General features: G+C 47.5%; 17 protein-coding genes and 1 pseudogene. 9 read left to right on the top strand and 9 right to left on the bottom strand.

Annotated features, from left to right (window positions below; translation table 11 throughout):
* Positions 1-9 precede the first annotated feature (9 nt).
* From hisC to hisG, 3 genes are read right to left on the bottom strand one after another with little or no spacing between them, the layout of a single operon-like run.
* Positions 10-1,209, bottom strand: a complete 1,200-nt coding sequence (gene hisC / locus Q4Q54_RS14590; RefSeq protein ID WP_311988797.1) for a histidinol-phosphate transaminase — start codon at positions 1,207-1,209, stop codon at positions 10-12.
* A gap of 44 nt (positions 1,210-1,253) precedes the next feature.
* Positions 1,254-2,555, bottom strand: coding sequence for a histidinol dehydrogenase (gene hisD, locus Q4Q54_RS14585; RefSeq protein WP_311988796.1), 1,302 nt, complete (start codon positions 2,553-2,555; stop codon positions 1,254-1,256).
* A gap of 3 nt (positions 2,556-2,558) precedes the next feature.
* The gene (gene hisG / locus Q4Q54_RS14580) at positions 2,559-3,458 is read right to left on the bottom strand and encodes an ATP phosphoribosyltransferase (protein WP_006086295.1); all 900 of its coding nucleotides are present in this window, start codon (positions 3,456-3,458) and stop codon (positions 2,559-2,561) included.
* A 1,103-nt stretch (positions 3,459-4,561) separates the two neighbouring features.
* On the opposite strand from hisG, the gene Q4Q54_RS14575 reads away from it, so the two are divergent.
* On the top strand, positions 4,562-6,571 hold the full coding sequence (locus tag Q4Q54_RS14575) for an ATP-dependent DNA helicase (RefSeq protein ID WP_311988795.1): 2,010 nt from the start codon (positions 4,562-4,564) through the stop codon (positions 6,569-6,571).
* A gap of 155 nt (positions 6,572-6,726) precedes the next feature.
* On the opposite strand, the gene Q4Q54_RS14570 is transcribed toward Q4Q54_RS14575, so the two are convergent.
* On the bottom strand, positions 6,727-8,715 hold the full coding sequence (locus Q4Q54_RS14570) for a TonB-dependent receptor domain-containing protein (protein ID WP_311988794.1): 1,989 nt from the start codon (positions 8,713-8,715) through the stop codon (positions 6,727-6,729).
* A gap of 431 nt (positions 8,716-9,146) precedes the next feature.
* Here Q4Q54_RS14570 and Q4Q54_RS14565 point away from each other — a divergent pair, with 431 nt between their 5' ends.
* Positions 9,147-9,725: a DUF4440 domain-containing protein gene (locus Q4Q54_RS14565; RefSeq protein WP_311905985.1), complete on the top strand. Its 579-nt coding sequence runs from the start codon at positions 9,147-9,149 to the stop codon at positions 9,723-9,725.
* A gap of 15 nt (positions 9,726-9,740) precedes the next feature.
* Here the strand turns inward: Q4Q54_RS14565 and Q4Q54_RS14560 are convergent, their stop codons facing one another.
* A complete protein-coding gene (locus Q4Q54_RS14560; RefSeq protein ID WP_311988793.1) occupies positions 9,741-10,406 on the bottom strand; it encodes a DUF938 domain-containing protein in 666 nt (221 codons plus the stop codon).
* Positions 10,407-10,911: 505 nt separating this feature from the next.
* On the opposite strand from Q4Q54_RS14560, the gene Q4Q54_RS14555 reads away from it, so the two are divergent.
* Positions 10,912-12,201, top strand: a complete 1,290-nt coding sequence (locus Q4Q54_RS14555) for an FAD-binding oxidoreductase (RefSeq protein WP_311988792.1) — start codon at positions 10,912-10,914, stop codon at positions 12,199-12,201.
* Positions 12,202-12,358: 157 nt separating this feature from the next.
* Here Q4Q54_RS14555 and Q4Q54_RS14550 read toward each other — a convergent pair whose 3' ends face one another.
* Complete coding sequence (locus Q4Q54_RS14550; RefSeq protein ID WP_006081881.1) at positions 12,359-13,237, bottom strand: LysR family transcriptional regulator; 879 nt, start codon at positions 13,235-13,237, stop codon at positions 12,359-12,361.
* A 215-nt stretch (positions 13,238-13,452) separates the two neighbouring features.
* On the opposite strand from Q4Q54_RS14550, the gene Q4Q54_RS14545 reads away from it, so the two are divergent.
* Complete coding sequence (locus Q4Q54_RS14545) at positions 13,453-14,592, top strand: S-(hydroxymethyl)glutathione dehydrogenase/class III alcohol dehydrogenase (RefSeq protein WP_006081880.1); 1,140 nt, start codon at positions 13,453-13,455, stop codon at positions 14,590-14,592.
* A gap of 143 nt (positions 14,593-14,735) precedes the next feature.
* Positions 14,736-15,578 (top strand): S-formylglutathione hydrolase, encoded by an 843-nt coding sequence (gene fghA / locus Q4Q54_RS14540; RefSeq protein ID WP_311988791.1) that lies wholly within the window; start codon positions 14,736-14,738, stop codon positions 15,576-15,578.
* 125 nt (positions 15,579-15,703) lie between these two features.
* Here the strand turns inward: fghA and Q4Q54_RS14535 are convergent, their stop codons facing one another.
* On the bottom strand, positions 15,704-17,080 hold the full coding sequence (locus Q4Q54_RS14535; RefSeq protein ID WP_106650679.1) for an L-serine ammonia-lyase: 1,377 nt from the start codon (positions 17,078-17,080) through the stop codon (positions 15,704-15,706).
* Between the two features lie 385 nt (positions 17,081-17,465).
* Here Q4Q54_RS14535 and nagZ point away from each other — a divergent pair, with 385 nt between their 5' ends.
* Both nagZ and ycfP read left to right on the top strand, forming a co-directional pair.
* On the top strand, positions 17,466-18,494 hold the full coding sequence (nagZ, locus tag Q4Q54_RS14530; protein ID WP_311988790.1) for a beta-N-acetylhexosaminidase: 1,029 nt from the start codon (positions 17,466-17,468) through the stop codon (positions 18,492-18,494).
* A gap of 79 nt (positions 18,495-18,573) precedes the next feature.
* On the top strand, positions 18,574-19,113 hold the full coding sequence (gene ycfP / locus Q4Q54_RS14525) for an alpha/beta hydrolase YcfP (RefSeq protein WP_311988789.1): 540 nt from the start codon (positions 18,574-18,576) through the stop codon (positions 19,111-19,113).
* A gap of 570 nt (positions 19,114-19,683) precedes the next feature.
* On the opposite strand, the gene Q4Q54_RS14520 is transcribed toward ycfP, so the two are convergent.
* Positions 19,684-20,709, bottom strand: a complete 1,026-nt coding sequence (locus Q4Q54_RS14520; RefSeq protein WP_259212345.1) for a transposase — start codon at positions 20,707-20,709, stop codon at positions 19,684-19,686.
* A 93-nt stretch (positions 20,710-20,802) separates the two neighbouring features.
* Here Q4Q54_RS14520 and Q4Q54_RS14515 point away from each other — a divergent pair.
* A pseudogene (locus tag Q4Q54_RS14515) lies at positions 20,803-21,063 on the top strand (YqiA/YcfP family alpha/beta fold hydrolase); the annotation flags it as partial.
* A 261-nt stretch (positions 21,064-21,324) separates the two neighbouring features.
* On the opposite strand, the gene Q4Q54_RS14510 reads toward Q4Q54_RS14515, so the two are convergent.
* Positions 21,325-21,477 (bottom strand): hypothetical protein, encoded by a 153-nt coding sequence (locus tag Q4Q54_RS14510; protein WP_311988832.1) that lies wholly within the window; start codon positions 21,475-21,477, stop codon positions 21,325-21,327.
* 354 nt (positions 21,478-21,831) lie between these two features.
* Between Q4Q54_RS14510 and Q4Q54_RS14505 the strand changes: the two genes are divergently transcribed.
* Positions 21,832-22,334 (top strand): restriction endonuclease (locus Q4Q54_RS14505; protein ID WP_311988788.1); only part of this gene is annotated, 503 nt, incomplete at its 3' end.

The following is a 22,334-nucleotide window of genomic DNA, read 5'->3' as shown; positions in this document are numbered from 1 at the left end:
TATGTTCAGTTACTTATTATTCGTTTCTGGTGATTGCTCAGTGCGTTGCGATTCAAATAAATTCACTAACACATCGGTATCCGCCTTTGAACTAAAGCTAAAGCGGATAGCCTTGGCAAGCCTTGGATCTTTGTAGGCGCGGGCGACAACACCGCTGCCTTGCAGTAACGCTGCAACCTTGGCGACATCATCAAATTCAGCCAGTACATAATTGCCGTTAGGCTTAAGCACGCGGGCGCGAGAATCTGAACTATTCGATTTTGAACAATAAGCGCTGATAGCCGCTGTGAGTCTGGCGCCTTGCTCATTTAATTGTGCAACTTGCACTTTCATCCGCGCAACGCCTACGCTTGATAGCGCTTGGGTGGCGACTTCACTCACTGGCAGCGGCACAGGATAGGGCGCAATCACGCGCATAATAATTTCGACTACGGCCTCGTTTGCTAGCATAAAACCACAACGTGCGCCGGCGAGTGCAAAAGCTTTTGACAGGGTGCGCAGTACCACCAGATTCGGATAGCTTTCCAGTAAATCCGCCACACTGTATTCAGGGCAAAACTCAATATAGGCCTCATCGATCACCACAAGCGCGTCGGGCAGGGCTTTGATTGCTTGCTCGATAATGGCTTTGTCGATCACAGTCCCGGTCGGATTATTGGGATTGCAGATAAACACCAGTTTTGCGCCGCGAACGTCCTCGGCATAGCTTGTCGGCAAGCCATATTCCGCGCTGAGATTTAACGCTTTAACGCCCACATTAAAGGTGTTCGCACTGATGGCATACATGCCGTACGTCGGGCCAAAGCAGGCAATGCTGTCGACGCCTGGAATACAAAAGGCGCGAATTAACAGTTCTATCGCTTCATCGGCGCCGCGGCTGGCGACTATCTTGCTGGCGCTTACGCCGCTGTATTCGCTGTAGGCATTGATAAGCTGCGGCGGTTGGCATTCTGGGTAACGATTCAATTTCGATAAATCGAGCGCAGCCGTATCGACATTATTAAACGGCGATTCGTTGGCATTGATCCAAATATCACCACGACCGCCCAGTCTGCGAGCACTCTGATAGGGCGTTAAATCCAGTAATTCAGGGCGCGCTAGGCGCTCGGCTAAATTTAGCGACGCCGATTGCGCTAACGTTGATGGTGCTAACGTCGATGCTAATGCTGCGGGTTCTGCTGTTTTTTCCATGCTGCTCACTTGGCTCATTTTCTTCACTCAGCTCTATTTTCAATCACTTAAGATTAAGCGGATCATTTCTCTAGGCTAGCTAGACGAATGGCTACGGCATTTTTGTGCGCATCGAGCAATTCGTTACTGGCTAACGTCATGACCGCTTGCCCCAATCCGATTAAGCCCTTAGCACTGAGTTCCTGCACGGTAAAGCGGCGGCTAAAATCGGCTAATGACAGGCTCGACACGGCGCGGCTGTAACCGTAAGTCGGCAGCACGTGGTTGGTGCCACTGGCATAATCGCCAACAGATTCAGGTGTATAGGGGCCTAAAAACACTGAGCCAGCGGCGCGAATGTTTTTCAGCACCTCACGGGGAAAGCGCGTTTGAATGATCAAGTGCTCAGGCCCATATTGATTGGAAACCTGCGCGGCTTGCAGCATATTGTCCACAACCAAAGTACGACTGCTCAGTAGCGCCGTTGCCGCGATATCACAACGCGGCAGGACGGCGAGTTGTCTCGTCAGCGCATCATTCACACCATCGGCGATAGCTTGCGAATCCGTCACTAAAATCACTTGTGAATCAGGGCCGTGCTCCGCTTGTGAAAGCAAATCGGCGGCGATAAATTCGCAATTGGCGTCGCTATCGGCAATCACTAACACCTCAGAAGGGCCAGCGGGCATATCGATACACACAGTGCAGCGACCATCCTGTGACACTAAGCGTTTAGCCTCAGTGACATAGCGATTACCTGGGCCAAAAATCTTATCAACTGCGGGAATCGTTTCCGTGCCGAAGGCCAGTGCCGCAATGGCCTGCGCGCCGCCCACTTGATAAATTTCAGTGATCCCACAGGCGTTAGCCGCATAGATAATGGCATCGTTGATCGGCGGTGGGCTGACCAATACTCTTTGTTCGCAGCCTGCGATCTTGGCGGGCAGGGCAAGCATCATCACGGTAGAAATTAATGGTGCGCTGCCACCGGGGATATATAAACCCACTTTTTCAATCGGTTCGCTACGTAGCTCGCAGCGTACTCCCGCCTCGGTTTCCATATCAATCGGGCGAAATTGCTGGGCGCTGTGAAACACATCTATGTTCGCCATGGCTTTGGATATCGCCGCTTTCAGCTCTGGCGATACCCGTGCGCTTGCCGCAGCTATTTCGGCTTCGCCCATACGGAGTTCACCAATCTTAGCGCTATTGAAGCCATCAAATTTTTGATTAAATTCTTGAATGGCGGCATCACCCCGCGTCGCCACCGCATCGAGAATGGCGCGAACGCTTTGCTCTAAGCCACTGTCACCGATTAAGGGCGAGCGTTTCAGCGCCGTTTTCTGCTCGGCGGTTGATAAGGTTGACCAAGTTAGGATTTCCATACATTACCCCATCATTTTTTCAATCGGCATGACCAGAATCGAGCTGGCACCGAGTGCGGTCAGCTGTTCCATGGTATCCCAGAACAAATCTTCAGTACTGACGGCGTGGATAGCGACGCGGTTAGTATCATCATTTAATGGCAATACGGTGGGGTTTTCAGCGCCGGGCAGCAGGGCGACGATTTGATCTAAGGTTTCGGTTGGCGCGTGCAGTAGGATGTATTTGCTCTCACGGGCGCGGATAACGCCATTGACGCGGGAAAGAATCTTGTCGATGAGTGCTTGTTTAGTCGGCGTTTGGGTTTGGGTCGATTGAATGATGCAGGCCATAGAGCGGTAAATTACTTCGGTTTCGTATAAACCGTTGGCTTCTAAGGTGGCGCCCGTCGACACAAGATCACAAATACCGTCGGCAAGGCCGGCACGTGGGGCGACTTCAACCGAGCCTTTTAACATACAGTCGCGATAAGTTATGCCTTTTTGTTGCATAAAACGGCGCAGCAGGTTCGGGTAAGAAGTGGCGATGCGTAATCCTTCTAAAGAGGAGGCATCGGCATAACTGAATTCTGTTGGTACGGCTAACGAGAGGCGACATGAGCCGAAATCTAACTGACGCAGTTTGAGGCAATCTGCGGGCTTGTTCAGGGTTTGACGCTCGATTTGTTCTTCTTCGAGCACGTTTTCACCGATAATCCCCATATCAACCACGCCGTCCATCACCAATCCTGGGATATCGTCATCACGAACGCGCAGTAAATCGATAGGCATATTGTCGGCGTGAGCGATAAGACGTTGTTCATTAATGGAAAATTTAACACCACAGCTTTTTAGCAGTTGCTGAGAGTCAGTAGAAAGACGGCCAGATTTTTGGATGGCGATGCGTAAACGGTTCGATTCAGTCATAGTGTTATCTCGCTCAAAAGTATCAAAATTAAAAGATTCAAAATGTGTTGTTTAATCGGTTTAATACGCCTTGCCGTTCAATGGGCTCTAGCTAAGAGCTCTAGCTAACGTATTGATAAGTTATAAAATACCTAAAATTTTTATTTAAATTAAAATCAAAATTAAAACCAAAATTAACGCCTAAATGCAAAAACCCCCGGAATTCCTTCCAGGGGTTTATGATCATCTTGAATCAGTCCGCCAGAAGGATATAGTCCTCCGGCAGTGAGCGTCCGAAGGCTACCGCATATGGTGGTGATGGTGGTGGATAGCGTTCAGTAGTGGGCTCATTTTACTCTCTCGGTATTTAACGTTATTGACTCAACTGCTCAAAATACAGTAAAGCGTTGAATGCGTTGTTACGGACGTCTATCCGTATAAGTGGATTTAAACTAACCGCTTTTATGAGCCTTTGCAACAGCAATTTTGAATTAAATGAGAATATTTATGCGTTTTTTTGGAAAGGCAGGTGGTTATCGCTAAATAAAGCGATTGAGTCTATTTGTTGGCGGAATGTTTAAAGTGGGCCGAAATGTGTTGGTAAGTCGTGCCGAACTAGTATCAGCGTAATCTGTTCCAATGACTGAGAAAGTCGTGAAGTCAATGTGTATGTAATCATTAAGCACAGTCATTCCAGTGACACGCCGTGAATATATCCATATATGCCGCCGTCGAGCCTTCAGCAACGAGTTTATGGCGAGTCACTGGGGAAACAATGGCAATTAATGCTGCGCGTACTCAAGTATCTTGTTTTGGGAGCTTTGTATCAAAACTGACGACCCATAATGAACAGCTTTAAATGGCGGCTCATGTATGGCGCGAGGGAAAGAACCCGCGAAATTATCCTTGCTAACTTGTAGTCTTATCTCAAATCAGCATAATGCTTCGAGCCGTTAAGCTTAACGCTATCGTTTACGGCCGCGGTTTGCGGTACTAACCAGTGCATGTGGCTAAAAAATCATCACGATGCACTCGCTCAGCAGCCTCGCAGCAGCTTATAGTGTGGCCTTACTACATTGTTTTATAACGCTCCCTAACACCTTGATAAAGGATTGATTCTCCCTTTGACTCGCTCCCGCCAACCTAACTCAAAGCATGCTTCCTCTAAAGAAATAGTGGCTAAGCCTGCTGCCTCAAAAGGCGCTGCTGCGGTGAGCCGACTCGCGGGCGAAGTGCAACGCGCATTTTTGCCCGATGGAGTATTGTCTAAGCACATTCAAGGGTTTAGTGCGCGCACAAGCCAAATGCAGATGGCGCAGCAAGTGAGTGAGGCGATAGCGTCTAAGAGTAATGTGGTGATTGAGGCGGGCACAGGGGTGGGTAAAACCTTTGCATATTTGATCCCCGCGATATTGAGCGGCAAGCAAGTTATCGTCAGTACGGGCAGTAAAAACCTGCAAGAGCAGTTGTTTTTTAAAGACTTACCCGCGCTGGTCGCCATGTTGGGGATTGAGCCCAAGCTGGCGTTGCTAAAGGGGCGTAATAATTATCTGTGCCAGTGGCGACTCGAGAAGCAAATGAGCGAGGCGACACATATTGATGCGCGTTTGTTGGATGATTTGTTGAAAATCAATCAGTGGGCGAGCACCTGTAAAGATGGCGATATTGGCGGTTTAACCTCAGTGCCGGAGAATTCCTCGGCGCTACCGCTCGTGGTTAGTACCAAAGAAAGCTGTATTGGTAAGCGCTGCGATTTTTATGATGCCTGTTTTACCCGCAAGGCACGCAGCCGGGCCATGGATGCCAAAATCATTGTGGTTAACCACCATTTGTTTTTCGCCGATAGCGTACTGAAAGACACGGGTTTTGCCGAGTTACTGCCCGATCCCGACGTAGTGATTTTCGATGAAGCGCATTTATTACCCGATATTTGCGTTAACTATTTTGGCCAGCAATGTTCGAGTCGCACTATCGATGATTTTATTCAAAAGCTACTCGCTATTTATCAGACCGAACTCAGTGATACGGGGCAACTCGCCCAATTTTGTCAGCGTTGCCTCGCTAAATTAAGTGACTGGCATAATCAGTTATATTCCTGCGGTGAATCCGACTGGCGTTTAGTGCTGGGCAATAAAGCGCTCGCGGCGGCGTCATGGGATTTATTAGCGGAATTAACTGCGTTGCAGAATTTATTAATGGCCCATATTGGCCGCAGTGAATTGTTAGATGATATCGCCATCAAGTTGGCGGAGCTGAATAATAAGCTCAGTGTGTTTTTTAACTGCGATAATAATCTGGCGGCCTACAGCATTGAATTTGGTAGTCGTTTTGTGGTGCTGCGAATTTCACCCATCAATATTGCCCTTGAGTGCCAGCAGTTATTTGTGCCGGAAACCAGCTGGATATTTACCTCGGCAACCTTGCAGGTTAGCCGTAGTCTCGCCCATTTCGCTCGAGAAATGGGCATCGTCGATGCGCAGCAAAGCATTCTCGATAGTCCCTTTGATTATCCCCGCCAAGCGGTATTTTGTGTGCCGAGACAACTTGGCAGCGTGACCAATCAACAGCAAGCATTAAAACAGCTGGTGGAGGTGTGCGTGCAGGCGATAGATGCGGCGCAGGGACGGACTTTTATTCTTTTTACCAGCCACAAAATGCTCGAACAAGCGGCGCTGGCACTGCGAACTCGCACTCAGTATCCGCTGCTGGTACAAGGTCAAGCGGGTAAACAGAGTCTGCTGACGAAGTTTCGCCAACTCGGCAATGCGGTGTTGCTCGGCACCAGTAGTTTTTGGGAAGGGGTGGATGTGCGCGGCAAGTTGTTAAGCTGCGTGATTATCGACAAATTACCTTTTGTGTCGCCCGATGAGCCCTTGTATCGCGCCCGAGCCGATAATGTGAGTCGTCAGGGACTCGATCCTTTTACTGAAGTGTCCTTACCTCAGGCGATTATTGCGCTGAAACAAGGTGTTGGCCGCCTTATTCGCGATGAAAAAGATCGCGGTGTGCTGATCCTTTGCGATAATCGCATCGTGAATCGCTACTATGGCCAAGCCTTTTTAAACTCACTGCCGCCGATGGCGCGCACCCGCGACCTAGATAAAGCGCTGGAATTTTTAAGACAGATCCCTTAAAGCCGATCTCATAATACAAATCCCTTAAGGCTGCTCGCTTGGGGAAGTGTTCTAAAAGTTCGAAAGCTTAAAACTGAATTCATAAAAAACGGGCTTGCGATAGATTCGCAAGCCCGTTTTTACCTAGATAAACCCATGTCTGTGGCTGATTGCTATTAGAAACTTGCCGTCACGCCCGCATAAATACTGCGGCTCTTTTGAATGTAATCAAGATCGGTAGCCACTTGGTCGCGCTCAGCATCCGTTAGGTTAGTGACGCCGAGTTTGACTCTGAACATAGGATTAATTTGGTAATTTGCCCCTAGGTCGAGTGAACCATAACCTTCTGATTTTACATTGGTGCGTAGATACTGATCGCCAGTGTAGTGGTAGGCGATAAAGGTGGATAAGCCCTCCAATGCCTGCCATTGCAGTTTCAGGTTGTAGCTGTCATCCGGCGTTAGGGTAAAAGGCGCGCCATTTTGCTTATCTTCGGCATCGGTTTTACTGTAATTACCGCTAAAGCTGACCGTGTCGGTTACATCGTACCAAGCCTGTAGTTCCCAACCGGTGATCTTGGCTTCGTTCACGTTTTGGTAAGTTAACACTGCGCCTGGCGTTCTATCCCAGGTTTCTGTGATGATTTTATTTTCTACATCGTTGTGGAAGTAGGTGATTGAGCCACCAAAATCTGTGGTTTGATATTGGGTCGATAACTCGTAGTTCACTGAGGTTTCGGGCTGTAGATCGGGATTCCCCGCAACGGTGCAGGCGCCGCGACAAGCGGGGATAATATAATCGGCTTGGGATTGCGACATATTTGGCGCTTTAAATGCCTTGCCACCGCCACCTTTGATCACCCATTCAGAGCTTAAGTTATACACCAAATACACGCGTGGGCTAAATTCGGTGCCGTACACATCGTGGTGATCGATGCGCCCCCCTAAGGTGATATTGAGTTCGCCTAAGCTAAATTCATCTTGTAGATACAAGGCCGACTGGCTGTCGTCTAAGGTGCCATCACCCAAAATATTGCGGCTGTTTTCAAGCTGAGTCCAACGGTATTCCGCGCCGCTGGTTAACATGTGATCCCCAAGCAGGACTGTGGTTTGGCCGTCGAGATTGTGGTTGGTTTGGGTGATATTACCAATTTCGGCGATTAACGCTGAGTCGTCAGTTACCTCAACATTTTCATAGTAATAGCGCAGGCGAGTATCGCCCCAGTTCCAGTGGCCATTGTGGGTTAGACCTGAGCTTATCCGCTCGGCTTGTTGGTTATTGGTGAGGATAGTGCCGTAGTTATTCCAATCTGATTCACGTTCGTCATTGGCGTAACTTAAATCAAATTGCAGATCTTGCTGGCTATCAATCAACCATTGCAGGTTAGCGAGAGCACTGATTTCATCTCTGTCTTCTAACGCATCAATGGTGGGTTTTAAGTCTGAACGCCATGCATCGCGTTTATTGCTGTCGATGATTAAGTTTGCCAGTAATTTATCTTTGATCAGCGCGCCGCTGGTGTAGAAATTGTACTTAGTGCTGTCGCCACCTTTGCCGCTGGTGGGCGTATCGTATTGCACGCCTACACTGGTCTGCCAGTCGTCAGTGGGTTGGCGCAAAATCACGTTAACCACACCGCCTAAAGCTTCGGAGCCATACAGGGATGACATAGGCCCGCGCACGACTTCGATACGCTCAATCGCAGACATGGGAATAGAGGACAAGTCAAAATCGTTGCCATAACCGGAGGTTAGTGCTTCGCGGGAGTTGACTCGGCGGCCGTTGATTAAGATCAGCGTGTAGTCCGAATCCAGTCCGCGTAGGCTAATTTCATTGCGACCATAGGGCGTGCCTTCACTGATATTCACGCCCTGTAAATAACGTACTGCGCTGGCCAGATCGTCAATCACTAGCGCTTCAAGTTCACTGCGGTTTATCACAGACACAGATGCTGGCGCCGACAGTTCCGAATGCTTCGTTTGTGTTGCTGTGATCACCATACGTTCCATTTCTGGCGTGGCATCTTGGGGAGCTGCGGCAGTTGCCCATGCAGCGGGTAACAACAGGCTTAAGCCTATGGCGCGCGATAGCAGGCTCAGTTTAGGAGACAGAGCTGCACCGGATGTATGACTTGTTTTGCGAGTACGGCGGATAAAGCGGGACATATCATTCTTCCTTGGATAATTTCGGCGAATGATAATTATTCTTAAATAGCGCTTCAAGATCTAAGATCGCGCTTTTGTGTAAAGACTATGTAAATTTTACTCTTTAATAACAGTATGATGGTGGGTATGTCAGTTGTGGATCGAAGCGTTCACCACGAAACTGATATTGCTGAGAAGCAAATATGAGAAGCGAATACGAAAAAGCGAAACGCTGGGGTGGGGTAAATCGCGTAGAGATAGTGAAACTAGCCATAAATTGTCGGCAGATGCAGCAGGGAAATTCAAGTTTTAATTATATTGTTCTGATTTAAAAGGATAATTTAATTGGCATACGCTTTGCTGACACTTCTGCTTCAGATTTGTGGCGTTATGCAGGTTTGTGATGTGCATCGTCGCCATAAAAATTTACAGCCAACATTCACGGAGAGAATATGAATCCAGCATTTTATAGCCTAGCCACAGTCGCCGTTTTAACTTTGTCACTCGCCACAACCGAACCCGCTGTTGCCACAGATGCGCCCGCATTAGCTAAAGCAGCATCGGATAAAACCGCTGAGGCTTCACATGCAGGCACTGCGCAACCCGCTGCTGCCTTAGAAGATACCTTATCTACCCAAATTGCAGCAGTGGATTTTGCCGTGTTTGACAGTTTCAATAAGTGCGCAGCCCCCGCTGAACTCAAGAAACACGCAGCGTTTTTCACTGAAAATGTGGAGTTCTACCACGATACAGGTGGCGTAACGTGGAACCGCAAGGACATGATCGCCAATACCGAAAAATACGCCTGTGGCCATTACCGCCGCGAGTTAGTTGCGGGCACGATGAAAGTGTTTCCGGTGAAAGAGTTTGGCGCAATAGAGCAAGGCGTTCACCGTTTTTGCAGTTTTGAAACCGGCAGCTGTGATGGCCTAGCCGACTTTGTCATTGTGTGGCGCAAACAGGGCGAGCAGTGGAAAGCCACTCGAGTGCTGAGCTATGGACACAGAGCCGCCGAGGCCAAAACGGACTAAACCATTAAACTAAAGCTAGCTTTTAACAAGAAACGAGCCTTTAACAAAATGCAGTAGTCTATTATTGGCGGGCATAGCCACATCTTGCTTCAGTGTGAAGCCTTGTCCGCTGGCTAAACTGCAAATCCATTCAATATCGCGAATACCGCTGGCGGGATCGCGCTGTTTTAAAAAGGCATCGAATTGGCGATTGCTGTCACTGCTGAATTCGCCTTGGTAGTTGAAGGGGCCGTAAATGCACAGTGTTTTGAGTTGAGGGAGATACAGACCAAGACCAGTAAAAAGCGCTTCTACCATATTTTTGCTCATAATATGCAAAGTGTTCGCAGTAAATACGCCATCAATATCAGGTGTTAATCCCTCCACTGGCCATGGCGCGGTAACATCAAGGATAAGCGGTAAAGCTAGATTTTCCCCAGCATTGAATAGCCCGCCTTCTTGCTCGCATCTTGCGCTAATGCCACCAACATACTCAGCTTGATCGCTGGTTTGCCAGATTAAATGGGGAAGATTTGCTGCAAAATACACCGCATGTTGGCCCGTGCCACTGCCGATTTCGAGTACATGTTGGTTGAGTGAGAATGCCTGCGTTAATACGGCTAAAATCGGCGCTTTGTTGTTTTCGCACGCTTGTGAAAACGGCAATTGGGTAAGTGGCTGGACAATTGGCAATCGTGGCATAATGGACTCTAGGTTGCTGAGATTAAAAGAGGATGACGCCGCACAAGCCTATCTTAAACCAGCAAAAAGCATAAGGCTTAAAAGATAAAATGAGCCACGCCTTAATATTCGGCGCCTAAGCTCATGTTCTTAATCTCTGGCTGCTTAATCTCTAGCTCCATAATAACAGGGCCGCCATTTCAGATACTTTCATCTCAAGCTACTCCATTTCAGGCTCGTCAAGCAGGAGCCAGCCCAACTCCCTTTGTTATGTCCAGCAAGCGGTTAGCACAATCCACTGTTGACCTCGATCTCAACTCAGATATACTCTCAAATTCTGAACGCTTGTAAAAAATATAAAACAACCGTCGGCGGAAAACGTGTTAACACTCGCGCCTATAAACTAAGACTCAACACCCATTACCAGCACACAGCTTTTAGTACTTAACGTTCAACACTCAACTTTTAATATTTAACTTTTAATATTTAACTTTTAATATTTAACTTTCAACATCAAGGAATGACTATGCCAGCAGAGCGTTGCGCCTCCTACTACAATGCCACCATAAACCAAGAGTCGAATTATCCTCAGTTAGAAGGAGACATTCGCGTCGATGTGGCGATTGTCGGTGGCGGGTTTACCGGTGTAGCAACGGCGCTGGAATTATCCGAGAAGGGCTACAAGGTGGCGCTTATTGAGGCCAACAAAATTGCGTGGGGCGCAACCGGACGCAACGGTGGGCAGGTGACCGGCAGTTTGTCTGGCGATGCCGCGATGACAAAACAACTGCGTCGTCAGATTGGCAATGAAGCTGAAGATTATGTGTGGAATTTACGTTGGCGCGGTCATGACATTATTAAAAATCGGGTGGCCAAGTACGGCATAGACTGTGATTTAAAGTTTGGTCATATTCAAACCGCTTACCAGATGCAGCATATGCAGGAGCTCAAGGCGATGCATGATGAAGCGCAACGTCGCGGCATGGGGGAGTTTATGACCTTGGTCTCCGCCGATGAAATGCCCGCCTATTTAGGCTCGCCCTTGTATCACGGTGGCTTAGTCAATCGGCGCAACATGCATTTACACTCAGTGAATTTATGTCTTGGTGAGGCCCGCGCCGCAGCAGGTCTTGGGGCGTTGATCTTTGAAAACTCGCCCGTGCTCGATATTGAGGAGGGCGATCTTGCTACCGTTGTCACCGCCAAGGGAAAAGTGCGCGCCAATAGCGTGCTGATCGCGGGGAATGCCTACCATAAACTTGCGCGCCCTCAATTGCGTGGCATGTTATTTCCTGCGTCCTTAGGCAATTGTGCTACTGCAATTTTGCCTGATGAGATCGCTTCGCAAATCAATCCGCAGGATTTAGCCGTGTACGATTGTCGCTTTGTGCTGGATTACTATCGCCTGACTGCAGATAAACGGTTGATGTTCGGCGGCGGCACTAATTACAGCGGCCGCGATCCTAAAAATGTGGCGGCGGAATTACGGCCTGCAATTGAGCGCACGTTTCCGCAATTAAAGGGTGTTGATATCGAATTTGCGTGGGCGGGAATGGCGGGGATTGTGATTAACCGTATCCCGCAGCTCGGCAAAGTGTCGCCTAATGTATTCTATTGCCAAGGATATTCTGGGCATGGGGTGGCGACATCACACATTATGGCTGAGATCATGGCCAATGCGATGGATGGGCAATTACGTGAATTTGATCTGTTTGCCGGCATGCGCCATATCCGCATTCCGCTAAATGAATGGTTTGGTAATCAAGCGTTGGCGTTAGGCATGTTGTATTACACTTTACGGGAAAACTGGCGCTAGTTTGCGGCGTCTTGTCTGTTATCGCTTCGTTTGTTTAATATGCTCAATAACAGACGGCACCACAATACACCTCTCAGCAATAGATTGTTCAACAACAGGCGCTTCACAAGATGCTGTTAGCAACAAACTGGTCAACAAACGATCGCTCAACAACACATTAGTCCTGTTCGATGAGTTTTTCGGCGAGGTAATCGACTAATACGCGGATCTTGGCCGACAGGTGGCGGTTTTGCGGATAGAGCGCCCAAATGCCTTCTTTGGCTTCGCGGTGACCGTCGAGTAAGGACAGCAAACGTCCCGCATTTATATCATCTTCAATATAGTAATCAGGCAGTTGTACTATACCAATTCCTTTTAGCGCCGCATCCCTTAATGCGTAGCCGCTGTTACAATTGAGATTGCCGCGCACTTTGATATTGCGCTCGCGGCCATTCTCCACAAAGCGCCAGTAATTGTGATTGCCAATCAAGCAGTTGTGCTGGCTAAGCTCTGATAGCGTATGGGGCTGGCCGTATTTTTCCACATAACTCGGTGAGGCGGCCACATAGTGAGTACGGCTGCTTAAGGGTTTGGCCATTAAACTCGAATCGGCGAGTTTGCCGAGGCGAATCGCCAGATCGTAACCGCCTTCAATCAAGTCTAAGGTGCGATTGGTCAAGTCGACGCTAAATTCAACGCTGGGATATTGCACCATAAAATCATTAAGTAACGGCATGATAAATTTCTCGCCATAGGCCACGGGCGCCGTGAGTTTGACTAAGCCTTGGGGTGAGTCCTTTAGGTTTGAGATGGCGCGCTCGGCTTCTTCTAACCCGGTTTGTAATTGGCGGCAATGACGATAATAAATGGTGCCTTCTTCGGTTAACGATACTTTGCGGGTGGTGCGGTAAAACAGCTTAGTGCCGAGGCGATTCTCCAAGGCGCTGACTTGACGGCTCACGTGGGCGGTGGAGATATTCAGTCGCTGCGCCGCTAAGGTAAAACTTTCAGCCTCAGCCACTGCGACAAACTCAGAAATGCCATCCCAGAGATACATTGTTGTTGCTCAGTAAAAATGAATTGCATGAATACTAGATTGTCTCTCACTGAGAAACAAATACAATCTTCCTATATAGTAACATCAGTGCAATCGGCATCAGCGTATGCAGAGCCCTTATTCTGAGTCTGTATGCTTGAACTAATATGCTTTAGCTTAAGTAGAATCGATTACAACAATAATTTTCTCCTATTACCTATCAAGGGACGGTAACAATGTCGAACGAAAAACCGCAGTTTATTAAATCAAAGGCCGCTGTTGCTTGGGGACCAGGACAACCACTGAAGATTGAAGAAGTGGATGTGATGTTACCAAAAGCGGGCGAAGTCTTAGTGCGCATTGTGGCCACGGGCGTGTGTCACACGGATGCCTTTACCCTGAGCGGTGACGATCCTGAAGGGGTATTCCCGGCGATTCTAGGCCACGAAGGCGGCGGTATCGTTGAGCAAGTGGGTGAGGGCGTGACCAGCGTGCAAGTGGGCGATCATGTGATCCCACTTTATACTCCCGAGTGTGGCGAGTGTAAGTTCTGCTTATCGGGCAAAACTAACCTGTGCCAAAAAATTCGCGCGACCCAAGGTAAAGGCTTAATGCCCGATGGCACCACGCGTTTTTATCTCGATGGCAAACCTATTTTCCATTATATGGGTTGCTCGACCTTCTCTGAATATACTGTGCTGCCTGAAATCTCATTGGCTAAAGTCAATAAAAGTGCGCCATTAGAAGAAATTTGTCTGTTAGGTTGTGGCGTGACTACCGGCATGGGCGCTGTGATGAACACGGCCAAAGTGGAAGAAGGCGCAACCGTGGCGATTTTCGGCCTCGGCGGTATTGGTTTATCGGCGATCATTGGGGCGACGATGGCAAAAGCCAGCCGCATTATCGCGATTGATATCAACGAATCTAAATTCGAGTTAGCCAAAAAACTTGGTGCGACCGATTGCATCAACCCTAAATTACTCGATAAGCCCATCCAAGAGGTGATTGTTGAGATGACCGACGGCGGCGTAGATTACTCATTTGAGTGTATCGGCAACGTCAATGTGATGCGCAGCGCTTTAGAGTGTTGTCATAAGGGTTGGGGCGAGTCGGTGATTATCGGTGTTGCCGGTGCAGGCCAAGAGATTTCAACTCGTCCATTCCAATTAGTTACTGGCCGAGTGTGGCGCGGTTCTGCTTTTGGCGGCGTGAAAGGGCGTTCTGAACTGCCACACATTGTTGAGCGCTACATGGCGGGTGAGTTTAAGCTCGATGACTTTATCACTCACACTATGGGGCTGGAGCAAATCAATGAAGCGTTCGAGCTGATGCACGAAGGTAAGAGCATCCGTAGCGTGATCCATTTTGATAAATAAGCGGTTTCGCACTGTCAATTGATGCTTCAGCTTGATGTGACAATTTGTCTGCTGTGTTGCACTGAGCAGATGACAAACGCCATGACTAACTCTAAGACAAGCGCTATGACCAAGCGCTAACAGATTGAGCTAAAAGGACTTGTATGACCATAGAAAATATCAGTTGTAACAAGAGTTTCGGCGGTTGGCATAAGCAATATCGCCATCAATCTCAGTCGTTAAACTGCGAGATGCGCTTTGCGATTTATCTGCCGCCCGAAGCGGTGAATAAACCTGTGCCTGTGCTGTATTGGCTCTCAGGCTTAACCTGCACCGATGAAAACTTTATGCAGAAGGCAGGCGCCCAGCGCATGGCGGCTGAACTTGGGATGGCGATTGTTGCCCCTGATACCAGTCCTCGCGGTGACGATGTGCCCGATGCGGCGGATAAAGCCTACGATTTAGGCTTAGGAGCTGGGTTCTACCTCAATGCGACCAAAGCACCGTGGAATCGTCATTACAAAATGTACGATTACATAGTCCACGAGTTGCCAGCGTTGATTGAAGCCCATTTTCCGGTGACTACCCAGCGCGCCATCTCTGGCCATTCGATGGGTGGCCACGGTGCTTTGGTGATTGGCCTGAGTAATCCGCACAGATATAGCTCAATTTCGGCTTTTAGCCCGATTTCGAATCCGAGTAATGCGCCTTGGGGCATTAAAGCCTTCAGTGAGTACTTAGGTGAGAATCGTGAACATTGGCGCCAGTACGATGCCTGCGAGTTGCTTAAGCTCGCGATTAGCGAAGTGCCAGTACTGATTGACCAAGGTGAAGCTGACAGCTTTTTAGACACCCAATTGATGCCACAATCGCTGGTGGATATCGCCCATACCAAGGGTTATCCCTTAGATGTGCGGATGCAGCCGGGGTACGATCACAGCTACTACTTTATCGCGAGCTTTATTGAAGAACACCTTAAGTTCCATAGTTTGTACTTTAAGCCCTGAATCGTCGATTCAGCAGTCACGCCGATCAGCTAAAACAAAAATGCCGCAACTCAGTGAGTGGCGGCATTTTTTATGGTGCGATTTAAGCGGTTAGCTAGAGTGAACTAACACTCAGCACTCAGCACTCAACACTCAACAATGTTGACCGCTAGACCGCCTTTGGCCGTTTCTTTGTATTTGCTGCGCATGTCTCTGCCGGTATCCATCATGGTTTTGATCACTTTATCCAGTGAAACCTTATGGTTACCATCACCACGTAGAGCCATACGAGAGGCGTTGATCGCCTTGATAGCGCCCATTGCATTACGTTCGATGCATGGTACTTGCACTAGGCCGCCCACAGGATCGCAGGTTAAACCTAAGTTATGTTCCATGCCGATTTCAGCTGCGTTTTCAACGTGCTCAACCGTGCCGCCCATGATTTCAGTCAGTGCGCCAGCGGCCATAGAACAGGCTACGCCAACTTCACCTTGGCAACCCACTTCGGCGCCAGAAATTGAGGCATTCTTCTTGTACAAAATACCAATCGCGGCGGCGGTTAACAGGTAACGGGCGCAGACATCGATATCCACTTCTTGTACGAAGGTATCGTAATAGCATAATACTGCAGGGATAATTCCCGCAGCGCCGTTTGTTGGCGCCGTGACGACGCGATCACCGGCCGCATTTTGCTCGTTGACCGACAGGGCGAATAAATCGACCCAATCCATAGCGGTTAATGGATCGACATTGTTACGGCCTTCGGCTTTCAAACGACGGTACAGGGCAGGGGCGCGGCGACGCAGTTTTAAGCCACCAGGTAAAATGCCTTCTTTTTGATAACCGCGTTCGATACAGGTTTTCATCGTCTGCCAAATGTTCCACAGCTTGGCTTTGACTTCATCTTCTGTGGCTAAACTCAGTTCGTTCGCCATCATCAAAGAAGAAATACTCAGACCTTGTTCGCCACACAATTCTAATAATTGCGCTGCGCTGCCAAAATCAAAAGGTGCCGCTTCGATTTGTGATGCAGGGGATGCGTTACGTTGGCTGATTTCGTCTTCATCTAAGATAAAGCCGCCGCCGACAGAATAATAAGTACGCTCGAAAAGACACTCATTTTTACAATAAGCGTACAGGGTCATGGCGTTGGCGTGGGCTGGCAAGGTTTTGCGTCTGTGGTAGGTAATGCCTTGCTCGCGGGTAAATTTAACCACTTTGCCACAGTGCAGCGTTAAGGTTTCGTCCTTGGAGACGTGCTCTAAAATGCCGTCGATACTATCAGTGTCTACGGTTTCTGGATCTTCACCCATTAAACCTAAAATCACTGCTTTGCCCGTGCCGTGGCCTTTGCCTGTTTGGCCGAGGGAGCCAAAGAGCTCGGCTCTTAATTCATCAATCTGGGTCACGAGTCCTGAGTCAGTCAGGTTTTGCATAAATATTTTGCCCGCTTTCATTGGGCCGACAGTATGTGAACTCGATGGACCTATGCCGATCTTGAACATGTCAAATACGCTAATCATGATAGAAGTCCTGTTGTGTCTTGTTTATTATTTTAGTCTGAGTGCATGGGATTGCTCGCTCTGCAGATTGAAGCACGCTAATCTTCAACGTGATCTCTGGTCAATGGCGGCGTTCTTTCATGCGAAATCTGCTTGTGTGATACTCTAGCTTCAGTATCCCATAGATTAGCGTGACAATTCACATTAGTTTTTTTAATTCGTTATAGTTCGGATAAGCTGAACTTAATTGGGACTTTTTTGCTGACCATTTTATGGCCAAGAATACAGGATTTAAAAGCGCTACAAGGGCAGGTGGTTCGCTTTTTTGGGCTTTTTTGTGAGCGCGACCCACTTATGGCTTGAGTGGTTATTTTTTGAGTATTAATGAAAATTTTTAGGGAGAAGTATGAGCTATTTAATGTTGGACCTACTGTCGTTGGACGTCAGTGAGGCAGAATCTGAGATGCTACGTCATCCACAGGTGGGTGGTTTAATTCTATTTTCCCGCAATTTTTCAAGCCGTGATCAGTTGATCCGTCTGGTACAACAGATACGCCAAATCCGCCCTGAACTATTAATTGCCGTCGATCATGAGGGGGGCCGAGTACAACGCTTCCGCGATGGCTTTACCATTATTCCCGCTATGGGCGACATTTTACCCGCAGCAAAGGGCGATATGGTATTGGCCAAGCGTTGGGCCTGTGAGCTCGGTTTCTTGATGGCGATTGAACTACTGGCCTGCGATATCGATTTAAGTTTCGCGCCCGTATTGGACTTAAACGGCGTAAGCCAAGTCATAGGTAAACGCAGCTTTAGCCCAGAGCCCGCTGAGGTCATTACACTGGCCGAAAGCTTTATTGCGGGCATGGCGGCCGCAGGCATGGGCGCCGTGGGTAAACATTTCCCCGGACACGGCAGTGTGGTGGCGGATTCGCACTACGAGAAACCGATTGATGAGCGCGATGCCGAGGCGATTTTTGCAAAGGATATCCTGCCGTTTAAAGAATTGATCGCAAAAGAAAAGTTATTAGGCGTGATGCCCGCGCACGTGGTTTACCCTAAAGTTGACCCCAACTCTGCAGGCTTCTCTGAATACTGGCTAAAACAAGTGCTGCGCAAAGAGCTTGGCTTTAACGGCGTGATTTTCTCTGACGATCTTGGCATGCAAGGCGCAGGATTTGCTGGCGATTATCGTGCAAGGGCCAGCGCGGCGTTAGCTGCCGGCTGCGATATGATTTTGGTGTGCAATGACAATGCGGGCGTGATGTCGCTACTCGATGGCTTTACATGGCCAGCGAGCGCGCCGCAGTATCCAGCAAGTTTACTTAAACCCAATGCCGCACAAACGGCCGCAGCGATCGATAATACCGCCCGTTGGGAAAACGCGAAGCAGCTTGCCGAGCAAATTTGTTTGGCCCAACAGGCGAAAGTTTGATGTAGCGCAAGGTGCGAGATCACTCTTTTGCTAGGGTTAGTTAATTCACTGTAATCAAAAATGATTAAAAGGCCTTGATATGATTTTCTATCTTCATGGATTTGATGCGACTAGCCCAGGTAATCACGAAAAAATGCGTCAGTTGCAATTTATTGACCCTGACGTACGTTTGGTCAGTTACAGCACTTTGCACCCTAAGCACGACATGCAACACTTGCTCAAGGAAGTCGCTAAGCAAATGCAGCATAGCGACGATCCCGCGCCGTTAATGGTCGGCGTAGGACTCGGTGCTTATTGGGCCGAACGCATTGGATTTTTGAATGGTCTTAAATCTGTGCTGATTAACCCCAATTTGCATCCAGAAGAGAATATGCAGGGCAAGATTGACCGCCCAGAAGAATATGCAGATATTGCTAATAAGTGCGTGTCGCAATTTCGTGAAAAGAATACTCACAAGGCCATGTGCATATTTTCGGTTAATGATGAGATGTTTGATAATCAGCAACTCGCCAGTGAATTAAGTGCCTATTATTCGATTGAATGGGATGACATTCAACCCCACAAATTCCCCCAACTCGCCGCACATCTCCCCAAAATAAAAGCCTTTAAGTTGGCTTGATTGACATCGATTGAATAAAAGTATCACTCCTCTTTTTATATTTAAGAGGGGAGTGGATTTATCTTATCGGCTATTTCGTCTTATGATTTTGGCTTTCGTACTTCATGTGACGCACATTGCGACTGTGAATATGACTGTGACTATTGGGATCTTTTTAAGTAGCGCACATTGAGGGCTCTAGATTGTAAAATCGACTGTGTTGATTTTGGACTTAAATGTGTATGAAAGTAGTCTAGGGTGGCTGCGACTTTTGGTTTTTTTTTAGGGGATTAGCGTTGGCTGGTATCTACATGCACAGGCTTGCCATGGCATTGACTCACCGACACGCAGCCAGTCCGTCCGTGGATGCTCGACCGCCCCGTCCATGGGGCGGACGGTCGTCTCGCTAATCACCATGGCTCGCCTTTCGAGCGCATGCGTAACCTCTAGGTTTTAAAGACTAGATCTAATCTTAACGATTATTAGGCACCACTCTTATTGGACAAAAACGTGCTATGTTTTGCGCGGAATTATCTTCATTTCGGATCAACAAAAATAATTCCAAGCGCTGAATCGTGGACAATAATGAACTTAAGGATGTAACGCTTGGCTTGAGGCTTTACCTTTACACCATTTGCCGCTGTTGTGCTGCTTTTTAAACTCGCACATACTATCCCATCGACCACTTATGCCACTGTATTGACGTCGAAACTCTTTAGCTGAAGTGAGCCACGCATCGGGCGAAATTCCTAATTCATTGAGTAGTTTTGGCCGTTGATTATCGATATAGCCTTTTTTATCAAGGCGTATAGCTCGTCCCGTCCAATCTATCAACTCAAGATAATCTGCAAAATGAAACGGAATGCCTGTTTGCTGGCTCAGAAGTGTTGAACCATCAAATTTTGCGAGGGCTTTAGATAGGACTGGCTGTAGGTTATCTGCGGTAGTTTTGACCAGTTGGGGCGAGTTGATATGAGGATTAAGCGCATTCACGCGCTCCTGAATCGATGTAAAATCAGAGGATTGCACGGAGTCGGCAATCCCTGCTCGAATAGGATTTAAATCGACATACATCATGCACGCCAGCAGTGCTTGCTCATCTAACAACGCTTGTGACTTAAAACGGCCTTCCCAAAAAGCGCCTTTACACTCATCTTCACGATTGGCCTTACGGGCAATTTCTTCATTTAAACAGCGCATAAACCAAGAGATACTGCTCAGTCGCTCATGCCACTCGGCGAGTAATGCATCAAGTAACATCACTTCACCGTCGATTAAATCATCACCATTCATATACTTAGTGGCGACAACATGGCCCTTAGTGATTTGACACCAGCAACTAATAATATCTTTTTGCGTTAGCGATTTCGCCTTGTCGACATCAATTTTAAGCACTAAATGATAGTGATTACTCATCACCGCATAGGCGCAAATATCAATGCAGAAAATCGCAGATAATGCCTTGATTTTATCAACAATCCAGCCGCGACGATGCTCATAACTGCGGCCCGTGAGTTTATCCTCACCACACAAAAAAGCCCTTCTAACACAGCGATTTATCACATGATAGAAAGGCGTTGCATTGGCATCAATTAACTGTCTTCTGGCCGAGGTCATAAGACACTCCAAAACGACAAAAGCAACATAATGTAAAGCTTAGTCAAAGAAGCTAAAAAACACAAAAATATGTGGCTGTCCTCTTTATCTTTTCCAGAAGATAATATGCAGGGCAAGATTGATCGCCCAGAAGAATATGCCGATATTGCCAATAAGTGCGTGTCGCAATTTCGCGAAAAGAATACCCACAAGGCCATGTGCATATTTTCAGTGAATGATGAGATGCTCGATAATCAGCAACTCGCCAGTGAATTAAGCGCCTATTATTCGATTGATTGGGATGACGTTCAACCCCACAAATTCCCCCAACTCGCGGCCCATCTCCCCAAAATAAAAGCCTTTAAGTTGGCTTGATTGATATCGATTGGATAAAAATATCACTCCTCTTTTTCTATTTAAGAGGGGAGTGGATTTATCTCATCGGCTATTTCGCCTTATGGTTTGGCTTTAATACTTCATGTGGCGCACATTGCGACTCTGAATATGAGTATGACTATGGGTATATATTTCAGTAGGGCATATTGAGGGCTCTAGATTATAAAATCGACTGTATTGGTTTTGGACTTAAATGTGTAGGAAAGTAGTCTAGGGTGACTGCGACTTTTGGTTTTGTTTTTAGGGGATTAGCGTTGGTGGATATCTACGCATATAGGCTTGCCATGGCATTGACTCACCGACACGCAGCCAGTCCGTCCGTGGATGCTCGACCGCCCCGTCCATAGGGCGGACGGTCGTCTCGCCAATCACCATGGCTCGCCTTTCGAGCACATGCGTAACCTCTAGGTTTTAAAGACTAGAACTAATCTTAACGATTGTAGGCACTACTCAATTAGACAAAAGCTAGTTACTAATTCCCACAGGCTGTGAGTTCTTGGATAACTACAGCTATGACAAAACATTCAATTCACCAACAAACTAGCGACCAGTTTTAAACCACCACTACAGCTTCACCTTGTGCAGCAGCACTTGAAATCGGTCACTATATGGTATTCTATGATGAGGAGCTTAACCATCAAGGAATCAACGATCTCCCCCTGATTAAGCCCGTTACATGAGCTGGGTTAACCATTGGTCAATACTTCTAAGCGCTGTTAGTAAACTTACATAACAAAGAGAATTCAAATGTATAACACCGTTAGTGATGAACAAATCGATAATGAAATTGAATCAAGATATCGACCACATGCAATGAATGCAAGCAGCCGAGATTTGCCACTATGTGAGCTAAGCGATAGAGACTTCGAAATACTTACCTATCAATTAATTAAAGAAGAAATAACTGATAATGAGCATAATGGATATGACAACATATCTCTCATGCAAGGTGTCGGAGAAAGAGGTAGAGACTGCGTAATTTACTCTAATGATGAAGTTGTTGCTGTTGTTCAGTGTAAGAAATACAAATCTAATATAACTAGACCTGCACTTTTGAAAGAGTTAATAAAGTTTCTTTTGCATCTAACCATTGATGAAAGTCTTTTTAGCGGGAATAAGGTCAAATATCTTTTTTACGTATCTAAATCACTTACTGAACCTGCAGCCAAGCTAATCAATCAGTTTAGTAAGGAAATATTAAACGATATTAAAGAGGGTAAAGTTAGAGGTTACATAAAGGCAGTTGTCGA

Source organism: Shewanella sp. SP2S2-4, from assembly GCF_031932025.1.
GTDB classification, from domain to species: Bacteria; Pseudomonadota; Gammaproteobacteria; order Enterobacterales; family Shewanellaceae; genus Shewanella; species Shewanella baltica.
Note: the sequence above shows the minus strand (reverse complement) of the source record. Positions and strands in the feature narration are given on the sequence as shown.

What these genes read in the sequence shown, in the direction of transcription:
- ycfP (WP_311988789.1), top strand. Translation starts at nt 18,574, where the DNA reads ATGATTTTCTATCTTCATGGATTTGATGCGACTAGCCCAGGTAATCAC.
- nagZ (WP_311988790.1), top strand. Translation starts at nt 17,466, where the DNA reads ATGAGCTATTTAATGTTGGACCTACTGTCGTTGGACGTCAGTGAGGCA.
- fghA (WP_311988791.1), top strand. Translation starts at nt 14,736, where the DNA reads ATGACCATAGAAAATATCAGTTGTAACAAGAGTTTCGGCGGTTGGCAT.
- Q4Q54_RS14560 (WP_311988793.1), bottom strand. Translation starts at nt 10,406, where the DNA reads ATGCCACGATTGCCAATTGTCCAGCCACTTACCCAATTGCCGTTTTCA.
- Q4Q54_RS14555 (WP_311988792.1), top strand. Translation starts at nt 10,912, where the DNA reads ATGCCAGCAGAGCGTTGCGCCTCCTACTACAATGCCACCATAAACCAA.
- Q4Q54_RS14520 (WP_259212345.1), bottom strand. Translation starts at nt 20,709, where the DNA reads ATGACCTCGGCCAGAAGACAGTTAATTGATGCCAATGCAACGCCTTTC.
- Q4Q54_RS14550 (WP_006081881.1), bottom strand. Translation starts at nt 13,237, where the DNA reads ATGTATCTCTGGGATGGCATTTCTGAGTTTGTCGCAGTGGCTGAGGCT.
- Q4Q54_RS14565 (WP_311905985.1), top strand. Translation starts at nt 9,147, where the DNA reads ATGAATCCAGCATTTTATAGCCTAGCCACAGTCGCCGTTTTAACTTTG.
- Q4Q54_RS14535 (WP_106650679.1), bottom strand. Translation starts at nt 17,080, where the DNA reads ATGATTAGCGTATTTGACATGTTCAAGATCGGCATAGGTCCATCGAGT.
- hisC (WP_311988797.1), bottom strand. Translation starts at nt 1,209, where the DNA reads ATGAGCCAAGTGAGCAGCATGGAAAAAACAGCAGAACCCGCAGCATTA.
- hisD (WP_311988796.1), bottom strand. Translation starts at nt 2,555, where the DNA reads ATGGAAATCCTAACTTGGTCAACCTTATCAACCGCCGAGCAGAAAACG.
- Q4Q54_RS14545 (WP_006081880.1), top strand. Translation starts at nt 13,453, where the DNA reads ATGTCGAACGAAAAACCGCAGTTTATTAAATCAAAGGCCGCTGTTGCT.
- hisG (WP_006086295.1), bottom strand. Translation starts at nt 3,458, where the DNA reads ATGACTGAATCGAACCGTTTACGCATCGCCATCCAAAAATCTGGCCGT.
- Q4Q54_RS14570 (WP_311988794.1), bottom strand. Translation starts at nt 8,715, where the DNA reads ATGTCCCGCTTTATCCGCCGTACTCGCAAAACAAGTCATACATCCGGT.